Consider the following 16820-nt stretch of genomic DNA (forward strand, 5'->3'; position numbering starts at 1 on the left):
GTCAGCGGCCGCCTTGCTGCTTGGGTGGCTTGCACTCGGGCCCGGCGGGTGTGCCCGCGGGCACGTACTCCTTGGGGACGACTCCGCAGACGTAGTTGTCGAACCAGCGGCCGCTGCCGAGGGTGTTGCCGACGAGCCGGCTGTACGAGCCGGCGAGCGAGAGCACCTTGTCGAGGCTCTTGCGGTTCTTCACCAGTACGGCGGTGACCCGGCCGAGCGAGTCCAGGGTGGGCCCCAGCTGCTTGTTGTTGTCCTGCACGAGGCCGGTGAGCTGGGTGCCCAGGTTCTTGGTGCCGGTGAGCAGCAGATGGATGGAGTCGCGGCGCGCCTGGATCTCGCCGAGGAGCAGGTTGCCGTCCTCCAGCAGGATCTCGAAGCTGCTCTTCTTGTCGGCGAGGGTCTTGGTGAGCTGCTTGCTTCCCTTGAGGAGGGTGGCGAGCTCGGCGTCCCGTTCGGAGACGGTCCTCGAGAGGGCGGAGAGCCCGTCGGCCGCGCTCTTCACGTCCGGCGGGGAGTCCTTGAAGGTGGCGGAGATCGTCTCGAAGCTCTTGGCGAGCTGGGCGGTGTCGATCTCGTCGATGGTCTCGCCGAGTCCGTTGAACGCCTGGGTGACGTCGTACGGGGATGTGGTGCGGCTCGCCCCGATGCGTTCGTGCGGGTCCTGCGCGGCGTTGCCCAGCGGGTCGACGGCGAGGTACTTCTCGCCGAGCAGGGTCTTGATGGCGATGCCGACGGTGGAGGTGTTGCCGATCCAGACGTCCTTGACCTTGAAGCTGACCTTCACCTTGGGCCCGTCGAGCGACACGCCGGTGACCTCGCCGACCTTCACTCCGGCGACCCGCACCTCGTCGCCCTCGCTCAGTCCGGCCGACTCGGTGAAGTCGGCGCTGTAGGTGGTGCCGCCGCCGATGAAGGGCAGCGCGTCGACGCGGTAGGCGCCCAGGCCGATGAGGGCGAGGACGACCAGCCCCACGACGGCCACGGCGACGGGGTTGCGTTCCCGTACGGGTTTGATCCTCATGACTGGCACCTCGGCTTCCTGACCACGATGCCGGTGGGCGGGGCACTGCCGTCCTCGGTCGTCACGCCGCTGACCCTGGCCTCGCAGAGGTAGAGGTTGAGCCAGGAGCCGTACGAGGTGAGCCGGCTGATCGCCGCCATCTTGGCCGGGGTCTTCTGCAGGAAGTTCTCGATCTGCGGGGTTCCTTCGCCCAGCTGGTCCGAGAGCCGGCCGAGTTGCTTGATGTCGCTCTTGAGGGGTGCCCGGCCGTCGTCGAGGAGGTCCGCGGTGACGGTGGTGAGCGCCCCCATGGCGGTGACCGCCTGGCCGAGCGGTTTGCGGTCGCCGGCGAATCCGGTGACGAGTTTCTGCAGGGTGTCGACGAGGTCGTCGAAACCGGCCTCGCGGTCGTTGACGGTCTTCAGGACCGTGTTGAGGTTCTTGATCACCTCGCCGATCACCTTGTCCTTGGCGGCGACCGTGCCGGTCAGTGATCCGACGTGCGACAGGATGCTGTCGACGGTGCCGCCCTCGCCCTGGAGCACCTGGACGATGGAGCCGGCCAGCTGGTTGACGTCGGGCGGGGAGAGCCCTTCGAAGAGCGGCTGGAAGCCGTTGAAGAGCTGGGTGAGGTCGAGCGCCGGGGTGGTGCGGGAGAGCGGGATGGTGGCTCCGGCGGCGAAGCTCCTGCCGACCGGCCCGGCCCCCTGGTCGAGGTCGATGTACCGCTGGCCGACCATGTTGAGGTACTTGATCGAGGCGGTCACCGAGGCGGGGAGCCTGCGTCCCTTGCGGACGGCGAAGCCGACCTCTGCGAGCCTCTTGTCGGCGACCTCGATGGACTCGACCTGTCCGACCTTGACCCCGGCGATCCGCACACTGTCGCCGACGACCAGTCCGGTGGCGTCGGTGAACCTGGCCCGGTACGTGGTGGTGTCGCCGACGCCCGTGTTGGCGATGGACAGCGCCAGCACCGTGGTGGCCAGGACCGTCACCAGGATGAAGACGATCGATTTCGTGAGCGGAGCGGCGAGAGAGCGGCGCTTCACTTGAGCTTCACCTCCGCACCGCGGAAGGCCGGACCGATGAGCACGCTGCTCCAGTCGGGCAGGGTCTGCGGCTGGACTTTCAGTGAGGGAGCGACCAGCTCGTTGACGAGCCGGCTCTCCTGCGGGGAGTTGGGCATGCCGAGGGCGGGGTCCTTCGGCGTGGACACGGTGGCGGCGGGTGTGCCGGCGGGTGCGGTGACCGCGGCCGCCGTGCGGGCGTCGGCGGTCGGGACGGCCTTGCCCACGTACGGCACCGAGTAGCAGTGGGGTCCGCCGGTCGCGTTGTAGACCGGGGTGTCCTTGCCGGGCACGTACTTGCCCTTCGACTTCACGGACTTGATGGTGACGTGGAGTCCGGGCCGGTCGGTGCCCTTGCCGAGCGCCTTGTCCATGGCCGGGACGAAACCGGCCATGGTCCGCAGCGTGCAGGGGAATTCGTCCGAGTACCTGGCCAGCAGCTCCAGCGTCGGCCTGCTCGTGGCGGAGAGCCGGATCAGGTTGTCCTTGTTCTCCTGAAGGAACGAGGTGAGGTCGCGCGCGGAGGCGGTCGTGGATCCGTAGAGCCCGGCGAGCTGTGCCTGCTGTTCGGCGATGGTGCCGCTGGTGGTGGTGAAGTCGGTGAGTGCGTCCAGCACGTCGGGGGCCGCATCCCCGTACACCTTGCTCACCTTGACGAGTTCCTTGATGTCGGCGTTGAGCGTGGGGAGTTGGGGATTGAACTTCGCCAGGTGGGCGTCGAGCGTGACGAGGGTGTCGCCGAGCTTCTCGCCGCGCCCCTGGAGGGCCTGGGAGACCGCGCCCAGGGTGGCGGCGAGCTTCTCCGGTTTGACGGCGGTCAGCAGCGGCAGGACGTTGTCGAGGACCTCCTCCAGCTCGATGGCGTTGCTGGAGCGGTCCTGCGGTATGACGGAACCGGCCCGAAGCGGCTGTGCGGACGGCATCTCGGGCGGTACGAGTGCGACGAACCGCTCCCCGAAGAGCGTGGTGGGCAGCATCTGCGCGGTCACGTCGGCCGGGATCCGGTCGAGTTTGCCGGGCTCGATGGCGAGGGTGAGCCGTGCCCCGTTCCCGTCGGCCGTGATGGAGCGGACCTGCCCGACGACGACGCCGCGCAGCTTCACATCGGCGTTGTCGTGCATCTCGTTGCCGACGCTGGAGGTGCGCACGGTCACGGTCGCGTCGTCGGTGAAGTCCTTCCGGTACACCGAGACCGAGACCCATACGAGCACGGCGGGCACGAGGAGGAAGGCGACTCCGGCGAGTCTCCGGCGGGCGGTCTGCGTCCGGTGGGAATTCATCAGCCGGCCACCTTCACCGTCGTGGTAGCGCCCCAGATGGCGAGGGAGAGGAAGAAGTCGGTGACGCTGATGAGCACGATGGCGTTGCGTACCGACCGTCCGACCGCGACCCCCACACCGGCGGGCCCGCCGGTGGCGTGGAAGCCGTAGTAGCAGTGGGCGAGGATCACCATCACGCTGAAGATCAGCACCTTGAGCACCGACAGCAGCACGTCGTCCGGGGAGAGGAAGAGGTTGAAGTAGTGGTCGTAGGTGCCCGCCGACTGCCCGTTGAACAGGACCGTGATGTAGCGGGACGCGAGGTACGAGGAGAGCAGCCCGATCGCGTACAGCGGGATGATCGCGACGACCCCGGCGATGATCCGGGTGGAGACGAGGTACGGCATGGACCGCACGCCCATCGCTTCCAGGGCGTCGACCTCCTCGTTGATCCGCATCGCGCCGAGCTGGGCGGTGAAGCCGGCACCGACGGTCGCGGAGAGCGCGAGTCCGGCGACGAGCGGGGCGATCTCCCGGGTGTTGAAGTAGGCGGAGATGAAGCCGGTGAAGGCGGAGGTGCCGATCTGGTTGAGGGCCGCGTACCCCTGGAGACCGACGACCGTGCCGGTGAAGAGGGTCATCGCGACCATCACGCCGATGGTTCCGCCGATGACACCGAGTCCGCCGCTGCCGAAGGCAACTTCGGCCAGCAGCCGCTGGACCTCGCGCAGATAGCGGCGCAGGGTCCGGGGAACCCAGATCAACGCACGTACGTAGAAGGTGAGTTGATCACCGGATCGGTCGAGCCAGCTGAGCATCGACATCGGTCAGCTCCCCTTCGCGGGGACGATCTGGAGATAGATCGCCGTGAGGACCGTGTTCACGAAGAACAGCAGCATGAAGGTGATGACGACGGACTGGTTCACCGCGTCGCCGACGCCCTTGGGGCCGCCACGCGGGTTGAGTCCCCGGTAGGCGGCGACGATGCCCGCGATGAAGCCGAAGATCAGCGCCTTGACCTCACTGATGTACAGGTCGGGGAGCTGGGCGAGGGCGGAGAAGCTGGCCAGGTAGGCACCGGGGGTGCCGTGCTGGAGGATCACGTTGAAGAAGTAGCCGCCCAGTGTGCCGACGACGGAGACCAGGCCGTTCAGCAGGACGGCGACCAGCATGGTCGCCAGGACGCGGGGGACGACCAGGCGCTGGATGGGTGAGACGCCCATGACCTCCATCGCGTCGAGTTCCTCGCGGATCTTGCGCGAGCCGAGGTCGGCGCAGATGGCCGAGCCCGCGGCACCGGAGATCAGCAGGGCCACGATGATCGGGCTGGCCTGCTGGATGACGGCGAGGACGCTGGCTCCGCCGGTGAAGGACTGGGCACCCAGCTGCTGGGTCAGCGATCCGACCTGGAGCGCGATGACGGCGCCGAACGGGATCGAGACGAGTGCGGCGGGCAGGATGGTGACGCTGGCGACGAACCAGAACTGCTCGATGAACTCCCTTACCTGGAAGGGCCGTCGGAAGACGTCCCGGCTCACGGTCGCGGCGAGCGAGAACAGCTTCCCGGTCTCGCGCAGCGGGGCGAGCAGCCAGCTGGGCGGCTGGTGCCCGGGTGTCTTCGGCGGCGCCGCCTCGGCCGCGCCGGCCGGGGGCGGCTCGGGGGGCAGCACCGGCATGGGGGCCGTCACAGGCGTTCACCGCCCACGGCCGGGGTGTAGCTCTTCATGATGGCCGTGCGGGCGGCCTCGGGCAGCTGCCCCATCATCGACAGGACCCTTTCCCGGCGGCGCAGCGCGGCCTGCCGTACAGGCATGCCGGGCGAGGGCTCCAGCTGCGGTACGACGGTGCGGGGCGCGTTGGCGGAGCTGATGCCGACTCCGTAGCCGTTCATCTCCTCGGCGGCGAGGGTGGCGGCGTCCTTCTCCTCGGCCATCCCGATGGGCCCCTCACGGCGCCCCGCGAGGAACTGGGAGACGACCGGCATGTCGCTGGTGAGCAGCACCTCGCGCGGTCCGAAGGTGACGAGGTTGCGGCAGAAGAGCATCCCCATGTTGTCCGGGACGGTGGCCGCGATGTCGAGGTTGTGGGTGACGATCAGCATCGTCGCGTCGATCTGTGCGTTGAGATCGATGAGCAGCTGGGAGATGTAGGCGGTGCGGACCGGGTCGAGTCCGGAGTCCGGTTCGTCGCAGAGGATGATCTGCGGATCCAGGACGAGGGCGCGGGCCAGCCCGGCCCGCTTGCGCATCCCTCCGGAGATCTCACCGGGCAGCTTGTCCTCGGCACCGAGGAGACCGACGATGTCGATCCGTTCCATGACGATGCGGCGGATCTCCGATTCCTTCTTGCGGGTGTGTTCACGCAGAGGGAAGGCGATGTTGTCGAACAGCGACATCGACCCGAAGAGGGCGCCGTCCTGGAACATGAGCCCGAAGAGCTTGCGGGTCTCCATGATCTCGCGTTCCGGGCTGTTCACCATGTCGACGCCGTTGATGAGGACGCGTCCGTGCTCGGGCTTCAGCAGGCCGATGATGGATTTCAGGAAGACGGTCTTTCCGGTGCCGGAAGGTCCGAGCATGACGCTCACTTCACCGGCGGGCAGTGTGAGAGTGACGTCCTGCCAGATGTTCTGCTTGCCGAAGGACTTCGTGAGGCCTTCGACGACTACTTCGATTCCCATCGGCCCTCCTTCGAAGTTGTGGTGAACGAAGTCATCTGTCAGCGCTCCGGCTCTGAGAAATCCAATGGCGGCTCGTCACACATGCACCAGGAGGCGCACGCTATGTCCGTCGAAACCGCCAGGACAAGCCGTTGAGCAGCGGAAATCGACGAATCTGGGGCTCGGTGCGGATCACTTGTCACCGAGTGACAAAGCCGTGGGGCGGCTTTGTCGGAATCTGCGCAAGGTCTCGGGCACGCGGACCTGGTCCCCACGGCCGGCGAGGCCGGATCCGTCGGGGCTCCGGAGGGCACCGGACGAACAGCCGCGGATACGTTTCGCCGCTGCTCAACCGGGACGCTACGACCCGGTAACCTGGCTTCGCAATACTGGTTCGTCAACTTTTTGCACGGCACTCGGCGGCTCTTTTTCTTTTTGTGAGCGAGTGAGCACTGCCTATCGCGTGCTTGTCGACAAGTGAGTTGTCCGGCGCACCGGTGCGAATGCACTCGCCCCGCCCGGCGGAATGTGCCGGGCGGGGCGGGCGGCATCACTGATGTCCGTACTCCGGGAAGGAGTTGCGGAAGGAATTCCTACCGGGCCACTCCCGCGTGCCAGCTCTCCGACAGCAGCCGGCCGGCACCGGGCGCCGCCGCGCCGGGGGAAGCCAGGCCCCCCGTGTACGTGGCGGCGTTGTTGAGTACCAGGTTGTTCTTGCCGGCCGCCGACGGGAGCGCTGTCTTCAGGTTGACCGCCCAGTTCAGCTCACCGAGGGTCAGGGGTCCGCAGCCGCTCACCCCTGGGACGGCGAAGCCCGCGTCGCCCTGGTCGTTCCCGGTCAGCTCGATGCGGTTGAGCGCACCACCGGTGTTCGGCGTGCCGTTGGCATCGAAGCGCTTGCTGCCCACAGCCGGCTGGGTGAGGTTCTGCGGGCGCAGCACGATCGGGTCGGAGGTGGTTCCGATGTAGCACTTCGACCCCAGGAAGGGGTTCTCCAGATGGATGCGGACCGGGATGTCGACGATGATCTTCCCGCTCTGCATGCCGGCGGCCACATCGAAGTTCCTGGGCGTGCCCGCCGACTGCACGGTGGCGACGACCCGGTTGAGGCTGTTGTCCGTCAACTGGTCGCAGATGGCGGAGACCACCGGAACCCCGCTCGGGCACATGATGCCGAGCAGACCGCCGGGAATCTCCGTCGGGGCTCCGACGATCGCCCCGCCCGCGGGCGGCACGACCCTGGACTCGCCCGTCGCGGTGTTCCGCACGACACCGAACTGGAGGTCGTTGGCACCGGTCGTCGCCAGCGTGTTGCCGAGCTTGATGGACCCGCTCCCGGAGTGCGAGGCCACGCAGATCGGGATGTCCGTCTGGCCGTCCGCGGCCAGCATGGCCGGGTCGTCGACCGGACAGCGGCTGAAGGGGGCCCAGTTGCCGTTCATCTCCTGGGCGGAGGCGGCACTCGCCGGTGAGGTGCTCAGCGGAATGCCGACGGCCACCGCCACCAGCGCACCGAGGAGAGCGGGTCTGACACTTTTCGGGGCAGCTCGCATGGTTCGTCCAGCCTTTCTGGGGATCCGGGAAGTCAACGCTTGCGGAACAGCTCTCAGCGTTCGGGCTTGGGCTTCGGCGGCTCGGGACAGTTCGCCGGAACACCTTCGACGCACAGCGGGGACTGCATCATCTTCGTGTAGTTGGCTTTTCCGGAGACCGAGGCGGTGAAGAGGTTGTCGAGATCCTCGGTGACGCCGCATCCGGTGAACGGCGGCACATCCGCGTAGCCGGTCAGGGGCCCTCCGGTCTTCACGGTGTAGCCCTCGGGCCCACCCACGCCGGACGCCCCCTTGCCGACCAGTTCCAGCGTCATCGAGTTGCTGCTGCGGCAGTCGGGTCCGACGTCCAGCGGCTCCCCGTTGACCTTCACGTCGTAGAGACGCACGTGCGCGGGGGCGATGGCGGTCGTCGTCTCCTTGTACTTCTTGGTCTCGGGGTCGGGGGCCGAGTCACCCAGCGTTCCGATCTCGATCCTGCCGTCGAGGATCAGTTCCATCTTCGCCGTCGTCGGCATGAAGCCGAAGGTGAGGAAGGTGCCCTCGGCCGGCGGCATCTGTGGCCTGCCCTGGTGGTCGAGCGTGCCGTCGGTGGTCAGCCAGCTCTTCACGCCCGTCGGGCATTTGAGGAAGGAGACCGACGTGTTCAGGTTGAGTCGCAGATGTCCGGGGTCGTCGAACCTGATCGCCCCGGCCAGCTTGTTGACGTTGGAGTACCCCGCCATGTAGCCGTGTGCCGCCTTGGGCACCTGCACGATCGGACCGGTCATGAGCGTGCAGTCGGAGGGTGGTTGCACTCCCCCCGCCGACAGGGCCTCCGCCCGCTCGGACTTCATGCCGCCGGACCGCTCGGGGGTGGTTCCCCCGGACGGTTCGGGGGCGGTCCCGTCCGGGGACGGGGTTCCGGTCTCCGCGGGAACGGCGACCGTGGCCAGCTCCGCGCTCTGGTCCGGATCGACCTTGCAGGAGATGGCCAGCGGGGGCGGCGCGTCCCCGGCGCCCTCCGCGGCGCTCGGGGCCAGGCCCACGTCCAGCTGCCCCAGGGCGAAGACGATGTCGCCGGTCGATCTCGGCGTGATCGTCGGAACCTCGCCCGTAGCCCTGAGCGCGAGGTCGCCCGTGGCGGGGAGGGAGGTCTCCGGGATCTCCAGTCCCTGCCAGGGCACGTCCGTCGACTCGCCCCGCTGCGAGACCTCGGTCAGCACCCGCGCGGACCCCGAGACGGCCGCCGGTCCGGTGTCCGGCGAAGCGGCGAGGACGGAACGCGGAAGCTCGAAGGAGAGAGCCACGTCCCGGGGCTGGATCGCCGTCCCGACGCTCGTGCTCACCGGCAGCTCCGTCACGATGTGCACCGCGACCGGCTGCGCGCCGGAGGGAAGGTCACAGGTGTAGGCGATGTCCGCCTCGGCGGTCCGGGTATCGGCCGCGGCTCCCGTTCCCGGCATGAAGCCCGCCACGAGCGCCACCGCACCGACTGCGGCGATGCGTGCGGTGCGCCCCGGGTCCGTGGTCCTTGTTCTCATCTCGACATACCTGCCGTCGTCTCGGTGCTCGGCACTCGTGCGTGGGATACGAAGACATCGGCCGACGGCGGACCGCGAAGAGGAGGAGAACCTCCGCTCCGCGGCCCTTCCTTGCCACCGGCGCCGGTTCGGTTACGGCGAGGTGATGGTGAGCGGTGCGGCGACCTTGTACGTGGCCTTGAACGTCGCCGAGTCACCCGCGTTGAGCAGCCCCGAGCAGTTGGTGGCGCTGTCCACCTTCAGGCCCGAACCGGTGTTGATGTTGAGTTCGCCCGTGGAGTTGGTGTAGGTCACGTTGCTCACTGACCCGGAGATCACGGCCTGGCAGGTGCCCAGGATGGTGTCACCCGTGAGGTTGACCTTGACCCCGGACAGGCTCCCCGAGGTGACACCGCCGCTGTAGGTGCTCGCGTCGATGCTGATGACAGCACCCGGGGCGAGTACGGCCGTGAAGTTCGAGCCGAGCGGTCCGGGGCACGGGCTGGCCGTGGATCCCCAGGCGGCGGCAGTGATCTTCGCGAGGCCGGCGCCGGAGGAGTACGTACCGCTCGGAGCGGTGCCGCTGGCGGTGCCCACCGAGCAGTCCACCTGCTGGCTGGTGTTGGTGTCGACCAGGGTCGCCACCGTGCCGGCCTTGAGCGAGGCCGTGAAGGTGCCGTTCGCGTTGGGGTTGACCACGGTCCACTGCGCGAGGGCGGTGGCCGAGGCCGATGTGGCGGCGAAGCCAAACGCGGCTGCGGCAACGGTCGTGGCGAACAAGGCTCGTCTGAGGGTGTTTCTCACGGAACATACCTCCGGGAAGTGGAGTTGGACGTACCCGATTACCCCGCACCACGCCCTGGGAATGGGCCCGGCACGAGGGCGGCTCACATCGTGGAACGCAGAAGTCGATGGACTCGACTGCGTGATCGAACTCCGTGCGGATCGAACGTTACGAGCCAGTAGCCCAACGCTGCAATACCCGGCGCAGAAAATCCCCACCCCTCGCAGCGAAAGCATTCCGCCTTAGCGACAACTCAGCAGATCGCCGCGATTTTCTATACGAAAGTGAGTAGTTACGGCCGTGCCATGCGCCCCGGCCCCCGCAGGACACTCACCCCGGGCGCAGTCACCAGCGACGGGGCGGCCCGCCGACCAACGGTGTACCCGCCGGTAAGATCGTCCACCCCCGGCCGAATGACACCCCGGCGCGCCGCGTGCATCACGCAACCGAACCGTGCAGGGAGTCGTGGAACCCGTTCCCGGGCCATCGAACACGCCACCGCAGGGGAACCGCCGATGAATTATCCATTCCGGCCGACCGGTTCTGATATCGGCCAGCCGATCCAGAAGGATTTCCCTTCACTGAAGAATATGTCCCCCTTCGAATATTGCGGTGCCCGGGCCCGTGAATGACAGCGGTCCGGCACGGTCGCACCACTCGGGGAGAATGCTCACCACTCGCACGAATCGACACCAACCACCCGGAAGGAAATCCGTTACCCACGGTTACTTTCTTGTCGCCCAAAGAGTAGATGTCCGAAAAACATTGTCCTGAAGTGAGCACTGGCGTCCCACCTGCACCGAAGCACCACAACGGGGCCGAGATATGTGCCCCTTGCACTTCGATCTTGCCGAAGTAGTGGGCACGACCGCTGACTTGGTCTATCTTCATCGCGAACTTGGTACGCACCTGTCGGTTCGTGGGAGCGCTTTCCCCACCGCCTGACCCCCCACCGGGCGCCGGAGAGCAAGGGGACAGTCATGCCAGAACTCATACAGCCGTCGGACACGGGGGATCCGCTGGGGCCGCTCCCCCAGGAATTCGCCGCCATCATGAGGCCCGAACTGCCGAGCCTCATCAAGGAGATCGGTGTGGAGGTCACCCGGGCCTATCCGGAATATGCCCGGCTGCTCAGCGGCCCCAACGGGCAGGCCATCCGTGTCGGTGTCGAGCAGAGCCTCTCCTCGTTCGTCGACCTGGTCGCCGAACCGTCCGCCTCCACCTCGCTCCGCGACGACATGTGCCGGCGCTTCGGGCGCTTCGAGGCGTACGAAGGGCGCACCATGGAGACACTCCAGGGCGCCTACCGGCTCGGGGCCCGGGTCGCGCTGCGACGGGCCAAGAAGGTCGGCCGGAGCTACAACTTCTCACCGACCCTCATGCTCAGCTTCGCCGACGCGCTCTTCGCCTACATCGACGAGCTCGAATCCCTGTCCCGGGAAGGCTTCCTGGAGGTGCAGTCGCAGACCGGCGAACAGACCGAGGCCATGCGCCGCCGTCTGCTGCACCTGATCCTCGCCGGGCGCCCCGCACCCCGTAGCGCCATCGCCGAGCTCTGCGAACAGACCGGATGGACCCTCCCCGAGGAGGTCACCCTGGTCGCCGTCCGCTCCCCCGCCACCCTGGACCGGGCCGTGGCGCACCGCGACGTCCTCGCCGATCTCAGCGACCCCCAACCCCACTTACTCATCCCCGGAGCGTTCGACGACGCCCGGAGACACATGCTGGACGAGGCACTCCTCGGCACCCACGCCGCCATCGGCCTGACCGTGCCCACCGCCCTGGCCTCGGACTCGATCCGCTGGGCCCGGCGTGTGCTCGAACTCGTCGACACGCACATCATCGACGACGCGCCCGTCATCCTCTGCGAGGACCACCTCATCACCCTGTGGCTGCTCTCCGACCCGGTGCTGGTCGACCAGTTGGCCCAGCGCGAACTGGCCCCGATCTCCGGAATCAGCGCCACCCGCCGGGAACGGCTGGTCGAGACCCTGCGGATCTGGCTGGACACCCGTGGCACCGCCGCCCACATGGGCGAGCTGCTGGACGTCCACCCGCAGACGGTCCGCTACCGGATGCGCAATCTGGAGTCCATCTTCGGCGAGCAACTGACCGATCCCGAGAGCCGGTTCTCCACCGAGGCCGTGCTGCGGGCGCTCCAGTTGCGGGCCCGCGGCGAGGAAGCACCGCTCTGAGTCCGCTTTCAGCCGGATCACGGTCCTCACCATGAGTCAACTTACTTACGAGTAAGGCGAAATAGACGGTCACTCTCAAACGGTTGCCACACGGAGACGCTCTCAACGAGAAACCCGGAACTGCGTCCCGTACATATGGAGATGTCGGCCGCCGCACCCGGCGGCCGAGCCGACCACCGCCTCCTGGCCGACCATCGCGAGAGGGAAACCCCCATGACCGCCTCACACCTCCTCGTCCCCGTACCGATCCCGGACCGGGTCGCCGCGCTGATCGGATCCTGCATCCCGCAGCACATCCTGCAGGCGGAATTCGACGCCGAGTGCGCCGCGCGCGAGGTGCGACGCTTCCGCGGTCCGCGGCTCTGCGACGAGGACCGGGCCGACCGCGAACAGGCGCTCTCCGAACTGGCCCGTGCCAACAAGATCCTCGCCGCCCACCACCCGCGGCTGGCGGTCCGCCCCGGCAGTTCCTGGTGACGTCCCCGCGGGTGCCCCGGTCTCAGGCCGCGACCGGGGTGAACCGCACCGGCAGCGAGCGCGGGCCCCGGGTGAAGACGCCGTGCTCGGTGGGGGTGAAGCCGTCCGCGAGCCGCAGACCGGGCATCGCGTCGAGCAGTTGGTTCACGCCCGTCTCCACCTCCGCCCTGGCCAGCAGCGCACCGACACAGAAGTGCCGGCCAAGCGCGAACGCCAGGTGGTCGGCGGCCGCCGAGAAGGCGGTGGTGCTGGTCAGGTCGGAGCGGAAGATGTCGAACCGGTCGGGCGCCTCGTAGCGCGATTCGTCGCGGTTGGCGGAGCCGATCAGGCAGGTGACGGTGGCCCCGGCCGGGACCGTACCGCCGCTCAGCTCCACCTCGCACGCCGTCTGGCGCATGATCATGTGGACCGGCGGGGTGTGGCGCAGGGTCTCGGCGAAGGCCCGGTCGATGAGGGTGCGGTCCTCCCGTACCGCCGCGAGCTGTTCGGGGTGGGTGAGCAGGTTGGCGAAGACGGAGGCGATGGCCTTGTCGGTGGTCTCCCCGCCCGCGGCGAGCAGCAGGCTGCAGAAGGCCTTGATGTCCTCGTCGCTCATCCGCACCCCGTCGATCTCGGCGGCGCAGAGCGTGGAGAGCAGGTCGTCGCCCGGTGCGTTCCGGCGCCGCCGGATCACCGGGATCATGTACTCGGCGAACTCCCGGCGGGTGCGCTCCCCGGCCGCCGCCACCTCCGGGTCGCCCGTCAGATTGCCGAGAAAGGCGATGACGGTGGTGTACCAGCCGTGGAAGCGCTCGTGGTCCGCCCTGTCCAGGCCGAGCATGTCGGCGATGACGAGGACCGGGAAGCGGGTCGCGAAGGCGTCGACGAGATCCGCCTCGCCGGTGTGCCGGAAGGCGTCGATCAGTTCGCGTGCGTTGCGCTCGATGACGGGCAGGAACTTCTCCCGGAGGTCCGTGCCCCGGAAGGCCGGAGCGACCAGGGCCCGGCGGACGGCGTGCTCGCCACCGCTGAGCTGGAGGATCGTCCTGCCGTGGACGGGTTCGATCTGCCAGTCGTAGTTGTCGGTGGTGAATTCCCCCGCCCGGTCCTTGAAGACCCGCTCCACATCCTCGTACCGGGAGACGAGGTAACTGTTCGTGGCCTCGTGCCGGATCAGCGGCGCGCTCTCGCGCATGATCCGGTACGCCCCGTAGGGATCGGCCGCGAAGGCGGGCGAGAGAATGTCGGGCAGCGACGGCGATTGCGATGCGAACGGCTCGTGCGGGGCAGGCGTCATGACGCTCCAGGGTCGTGAACGGGCAACGCCGTCAAGGTTATTGATCCGCAGCCCACCGACGCATCCCCTGGGAGAACGCCATGCCCGCCGGCCCTCGCCCGTCCGTCCTGTTCGTCACCGACCTCGCCTACGAGGCACGGGGCCGGCGCTACTGCGACGAGGACATCCATCTGACGGCGCGGCTTCGGGAGGACTTCGATGTCGCGCTCTGTCACCCCCGGGACGCCGCCGCGCTGCTGGAGGGCTTCGACACGGTCGTCATACGCAACAGCGGTCCGGTGCTCCACTACCAGGCGGCGTACGACGCGTTCCGCGCCCGGGCGCGGGAGCTGGGCACCCGGGTCTACAACCCGTTGCACGGCCGCGGGGACATGGCGGGCAAGCAGTACCTGGTCGATCTGAGCCGGGCCGGACATCCGGTGATCCCCACGGTGGACCGGGCGGCCGATCTGGGGTTGCTTCCCTCGGCGCCCGAGTACGTGGTCAAGCCGAAGCTGGGGGCGGACTCGACCGGACTGCGGTTCGTACGGGAGGCGGAGGTGCCGGAGGGCGAGGACGGCGCCCTGCTCGTCCAGCCCCGGATCGACTTCCGCTACGAGGTGTCCTTCTACTTCGTCGACCACGACTTCCAGTACGCGCTGTACGCGCCGGACCCGGAGCGGCGGTGGGTGCTGGAGCCGTACGCGCCGGACGCGGCGGATCTGGCGTTCGCCCGCGGCTTCGTGGAGTGGAACAGTCTCGACCACGGCATCCAGCGGGTCGACGCCTGCCGGACCGCGCGGGGCGAGCTGCTGCTCGTCGAGTTGGAGGACCTCAATCCGTATCTCTCGCTGGACCGGGTGGCGGAGCCCGTACGGGAGGCGTTCGTGACCCGGATGAAGGCTTCCCTGCGGGATCTGCCGGCCTGACGACTCGTCCGGGCGTCCCCCACATGCGCGAGGCGCGGGCCGGTGTGATGGTGCAAGCGTGACCACTGCCAGCGAGACCGCACCCGCCGCGCAGAGTGCCGCCGCGCCGCCCCTGCTCGATCCGCGCCGCCGGAACATCGTCTTCGCGACGATCGTGCTGGGAATTCTGCTGGCCGCCCTGGACCAGACGATCGTCGGCACCGCGCTGCCGACGATCGTCTCGGATCTCGGCGGCGCCGCCCACATGTCCTGGGTGGTCACCGCGTATCTGCTCGCGGAGACGGTGGCGACGGTCCTGGTGGGCAAGTTCGGCGACCTGTTCGGCCGGAAGATCATCTTCCAGCTGTCGGCGATCATCTTCATCACCGGTTCGTTCCTCTGCGGTCTCGCGACCAACATGACGCTGCTGATCGTCTGGCGCGGATTGCAGGGCATCGGCGCCGGCGGTCTGATGGTCACGTCGATGGCACTGATCGCCGATGTGATCCCGTTGCGCGAGCGCGGCAAGTACCAGGGCGCGATCGGCGCGGTCTTCGGGGTGTCGACGGTGATCGGGCCGCTGCTCGGCGGGCTCTTCACCGACCATCTGAGCTGGCGCTGGGCGTTCTACGTCAATGTGCCGATCGCCATCGCGGTGGTGATCGCCGCGGCCCGGACGATCCCCTCGGTCAAGGCCGCGGGCCGGCCCGTCATCGACTATGCGGGCATCGCGATGGTCACGGTCGGCGCGAGCGCCCTGATCCTGGCGACGAGCTGGGGCGGCAACGAGTACGCGTGGGGCTCGCCCGTCATCCTCGGTCTCTTCGCGGGCGGCCTCGTCGCCCTGGCGCTCTTCTGCCTCGTGGAGTTCCGGGCCGCGGAGCCGATGCTGCCCATGCGGCTCTTCCGGAATCCGGTCTTCACCGTCTGCTCGGTCCTGAGCTTCATCGTGGGCTTCGCGATGCTCGGCGCGATGATCTTCCTGCCGACGTATCTGCAGTACGTGGACGGGGACTCCGCGACCCTGTCGGGCGTGAGGACGCTGCCGATGGTGCTCGGGCTGCTCGTCGCCTCGATCTTCAGCGGCAACGTGGTCTCCAAGACGGGCCGGTACCGGCTGTTCCCCATCATCGGCTCGCTGGTCATGGCGGTGGGGCTGTATCTGCTCTCCCGGATGGGCCCGGACAGCGGGGTGTGGCTGGAGTCGCTGTACATGCTGGTGCTCGGAACCGGCATCGGTCTGGCCATGCAGGTGCTGACGATCGCCGTGCAGAACACGGTCGACTACGCGGACCTGGGCACGGCGACATCGGGTGTGACGTTCTTCCGTACGCTCGGCAGCTCCTTCGGCACGGCGGTCTTCGGCACCATCTACGCCAATGCGCTGAAGCCCAATCTGACCGACGGGATCGCGGCGGCGGCGCGGGCCGGAGGCGACCCCGCGACGCTGACGAAGGCCGCGCAGAGCCCGGCGGGGCTGCACGCCCTTCCCCCCGCGCAGTCGGCGCCGCTGGCCCAGGCGTACGCGGACACGCTGCACACCGTGTTCCTGTGGACGGTGCCGGTCGCGGTCCTGGGCTTCTTCGTGGCGCTCTTCCTGAAGGAGGTGAAGCTGCGGGACACGGCCCGGGCCGGCTCGACGGACATGGGCGAGGGCTTCGCGCAGCCCACCACCGGAGACCCGGCCAGGCTGCTGGAATTCGCCGTGGCCAAGATCCTGCGCCAGGCGGGCCCAGACACGGCCCGGACGATCGTCGCGGGCTCGGACACCCGGCTGGACATGGCGGGCGCCTGGGCGGTGATGCAGGTCGAGCTGTTCACGCGGATGGTGGGCCACGCGGGTCTGCGGCTGATCGCGGCCCGGCACCGGCTGCCGCCCGAGGTGCTGGTGCCGGTCTTCGACCGGATGATCGAGGAGGGCTATCTCACCGGCGACGGTCATCTGTTCACGCACACCGCCGCCGGGAGCCGAGAGGCCGCCGCGATCACCGAGGCGTGGGCACGGTGGCTGGGCGAGCGCCTGGACGAGCACGGGGCGCGCCCGGACGACCGGCAGCTGCGGGCGGCGGTGGACGTGATCGCCAAACGGCTGCTGGCGGAGGACCTGGCGCAGCAGCTGTCACCGCGGAAGGCCCTGGCGGGGACGGCGGGCTGAGGGGCCGGA

Annotated in this window: 14 protein-coding genes; 4 read left to right on the top strand and 10 right to left on the bottom strand. The window is 68.4% G+C overall.

What is annotated here, in order from left to right; genetic code table 11:
- Position 1 precedes the first annotated feature (1 nt).
- The 9 genes from AB0D53_RS26365 to AB0D53_RS26405 form a co-directional block, all read right to left on the bottom strand.
- Positions 2-1021, bottom strand: a complete 1020-nt coding sequence (locus tag AB0D53_RS26365; protein ID WP_362450802.1) for an MCE family protein — start codon at positions 1019-1021, stop codon at positions 2-4.
- The gene (locus tag AB0D53_RS26370; protein WP_362450804.1) at positions 1018-2049 is read right to left on the bottom strand and encodes an MCE family protein; all 1032 of its coding nucleotides are present in this window, start codon (positions 2047-2049) and stop codon (positions 1018-1020) included. Before AB0D53_RS26370 ends, AB0D53_RS26365 begins: the two co-directional genes overlap by 4 nt.
- Positions 2046-3347 carry an MCE family protein gene (locus AB0D53_RS26375; RefSeq protein WP_362450806.1) on the bottom strand — a complete coding sequence of 434 codons (1302 nt, stop codon included), beginning with the start codon at positions 3345-3347 and terminating at the stop codon, positions 2046-2048. Before AB0D53_RS26375 ends, AB0D53_RS26370 begins: the two co-directional genes overlap by 4 nt.
- Positions 3347-4150 carry an ABC transporter permease gene (locus AB0D53_RS26380; RefSeq protein WP_362450809.1) on the bottom strand — a complete coding sequence of 268 codons (804 nt, stop codon included), beginning with the start codon at positions 4148-4150 and terminating at the stop codon, positions 3347-3349. Before AB0D53_RS26380 ends, AB0D53_RS26375 begins: the two co-directional genes overlap by 1 nt.
- Positions 4151-4153: 3 nt before the next feature.
- Positions 4154-5014: an ABC transporter permease gene (locus tag AB0D53_RS26385; RefSeq protein WP_362450811.1), complete on the bottom strand. Its 861-nt coding sequence runs from the start codon at positions 5012-5014 to the stop codon at positions 4154-4156.
- Positions 5011-6006 (bottom strand): ATP-binding cassette domain-containing protein, encoded by a 996-nt coding sequence (locus tag AB0D53_RS26390; RefSeq protein ID WP_266429565.1) that lies wholly within the window; start codon positions 6004-6006, stop codon positions 5011-5013. The genes AB0D53_RS26385 and AB0D53_RS26390 overlap by 4 nt, the downstream gene beginning before the upstream one ends.
- A 572-nt stretch (positions 6007-6578) precedes the next feature.
- Positions 6579-7538 (bottom strand): hypothetical protein, encoded by a 960-nt coding sequence (locus tag AB0D53_RS26395; protein WP_362450815.1) that lies wholly within the window; start codon positions 7536-7538, stop codon positions 6579-6581.
- 53 nt (positions 7539-7591) lie between these two features.
- Positions 7592-9058 (bottom strand): DUF6801 domain-containing protein, encoded by a 1467-nt coding sequence (locus AB0D53_RS26400; protein WP_362450817.1) that lies wholly within the window; start codon positions 9056-9058, stop codon positions 7592-7594.
- Between the two features lie 132 nt (positions 9059-9190).
- Positions 9191-9841, bottom strand: coding sequence for a hypothetical protein (locus AB0D53_RS26405; protein ID WP_362450819.1), 651 nt, complete (start codon positions 9839-9841; stop codon positions 9191-9193).
- Positions 9842-10801: 960 nt separating this feature from the next.
- On the opposite strand from AB0D53_RS26405, the gene AB0D53_RS26410 reads away from it, so the two are divergent.
- On the top strand, positions 10802-12016 hold the full coding sequence (locus tag AB0D53_RS26410) for a helix-turn-helix domain-containing protein (RefSeq protein WP_362450821.1): 1215 nt from the start codon (positions 10802-10804) through the stop codon (positions 12014-12016).
- Between the two features lie 213 nt (positions 12017-12229).
- A complete protein-coding gene (locus AB0D53_RS26415) occupies positions 12230-12493 on the top strand; it encodes a hypothetical protein (protein WP_329817380.1) in 264 nt (87 codons plus the stop codon).
- A gap of 22 nt (positions 12494-12515) precedes the next feature.
- Here the strand turns inward: AB0D53_RS26415 and AB0D53_RS26420 are convergent, their stop codons facing one another.
- On the bottom strand, positions 12516-13769 hold the full coding sequence (locus tag AB0D53_RS26420; RefSeq protein ID WP_362450824.1) for a cytochrome P450: 1254 nt from the start codon (positions 13767-13769) through the stop codon (positions 12516-12518).
- 80 nt (positions 13770-13849) lie between these two features.
- Between AB0D53_RS26420 and AB0D53_RS26425 the strand changes: the two genes are divergently transcribed.
- The gene (locus AB0D53_RS26425; protein ID WP_362450826.1) at positions 13850-14677 is read left to right on the top strand and encodes a hypothetical protein; all 828 of its coding nucleotides are present in this window, start codon (positions 13850-13852) and stop codon (positions 14675-14677) included.
- Between the two features lie 58 nt (positions 14678-14735).
- Positions 14736-16811 carry an MDR family MFS transporter gene (locus tag AB0D53_RS26430; RefSeq protein WP_362450828.1) on the top strand — a complete coding sequence of 692 codons (2076 nt, stop codon included), beginning with the start codon at positions 14736-14738 and terminating at the stop codon, positions 16809-16811.
- The last annotated feature ends 9 nt before the right edge of the window (positions 16812-16820 follow it).

It is taken from the genome of Streptomyces sp. NPDC048295 (genome assembly GCF_040652135.1).
In the GTDB taxonomy this organism is placed as follows: domain Bacteria; phylum Actinomycetota; class Actinomycetes; order Streptomycetales; family Streptomycetaceae; genus Streptomyces.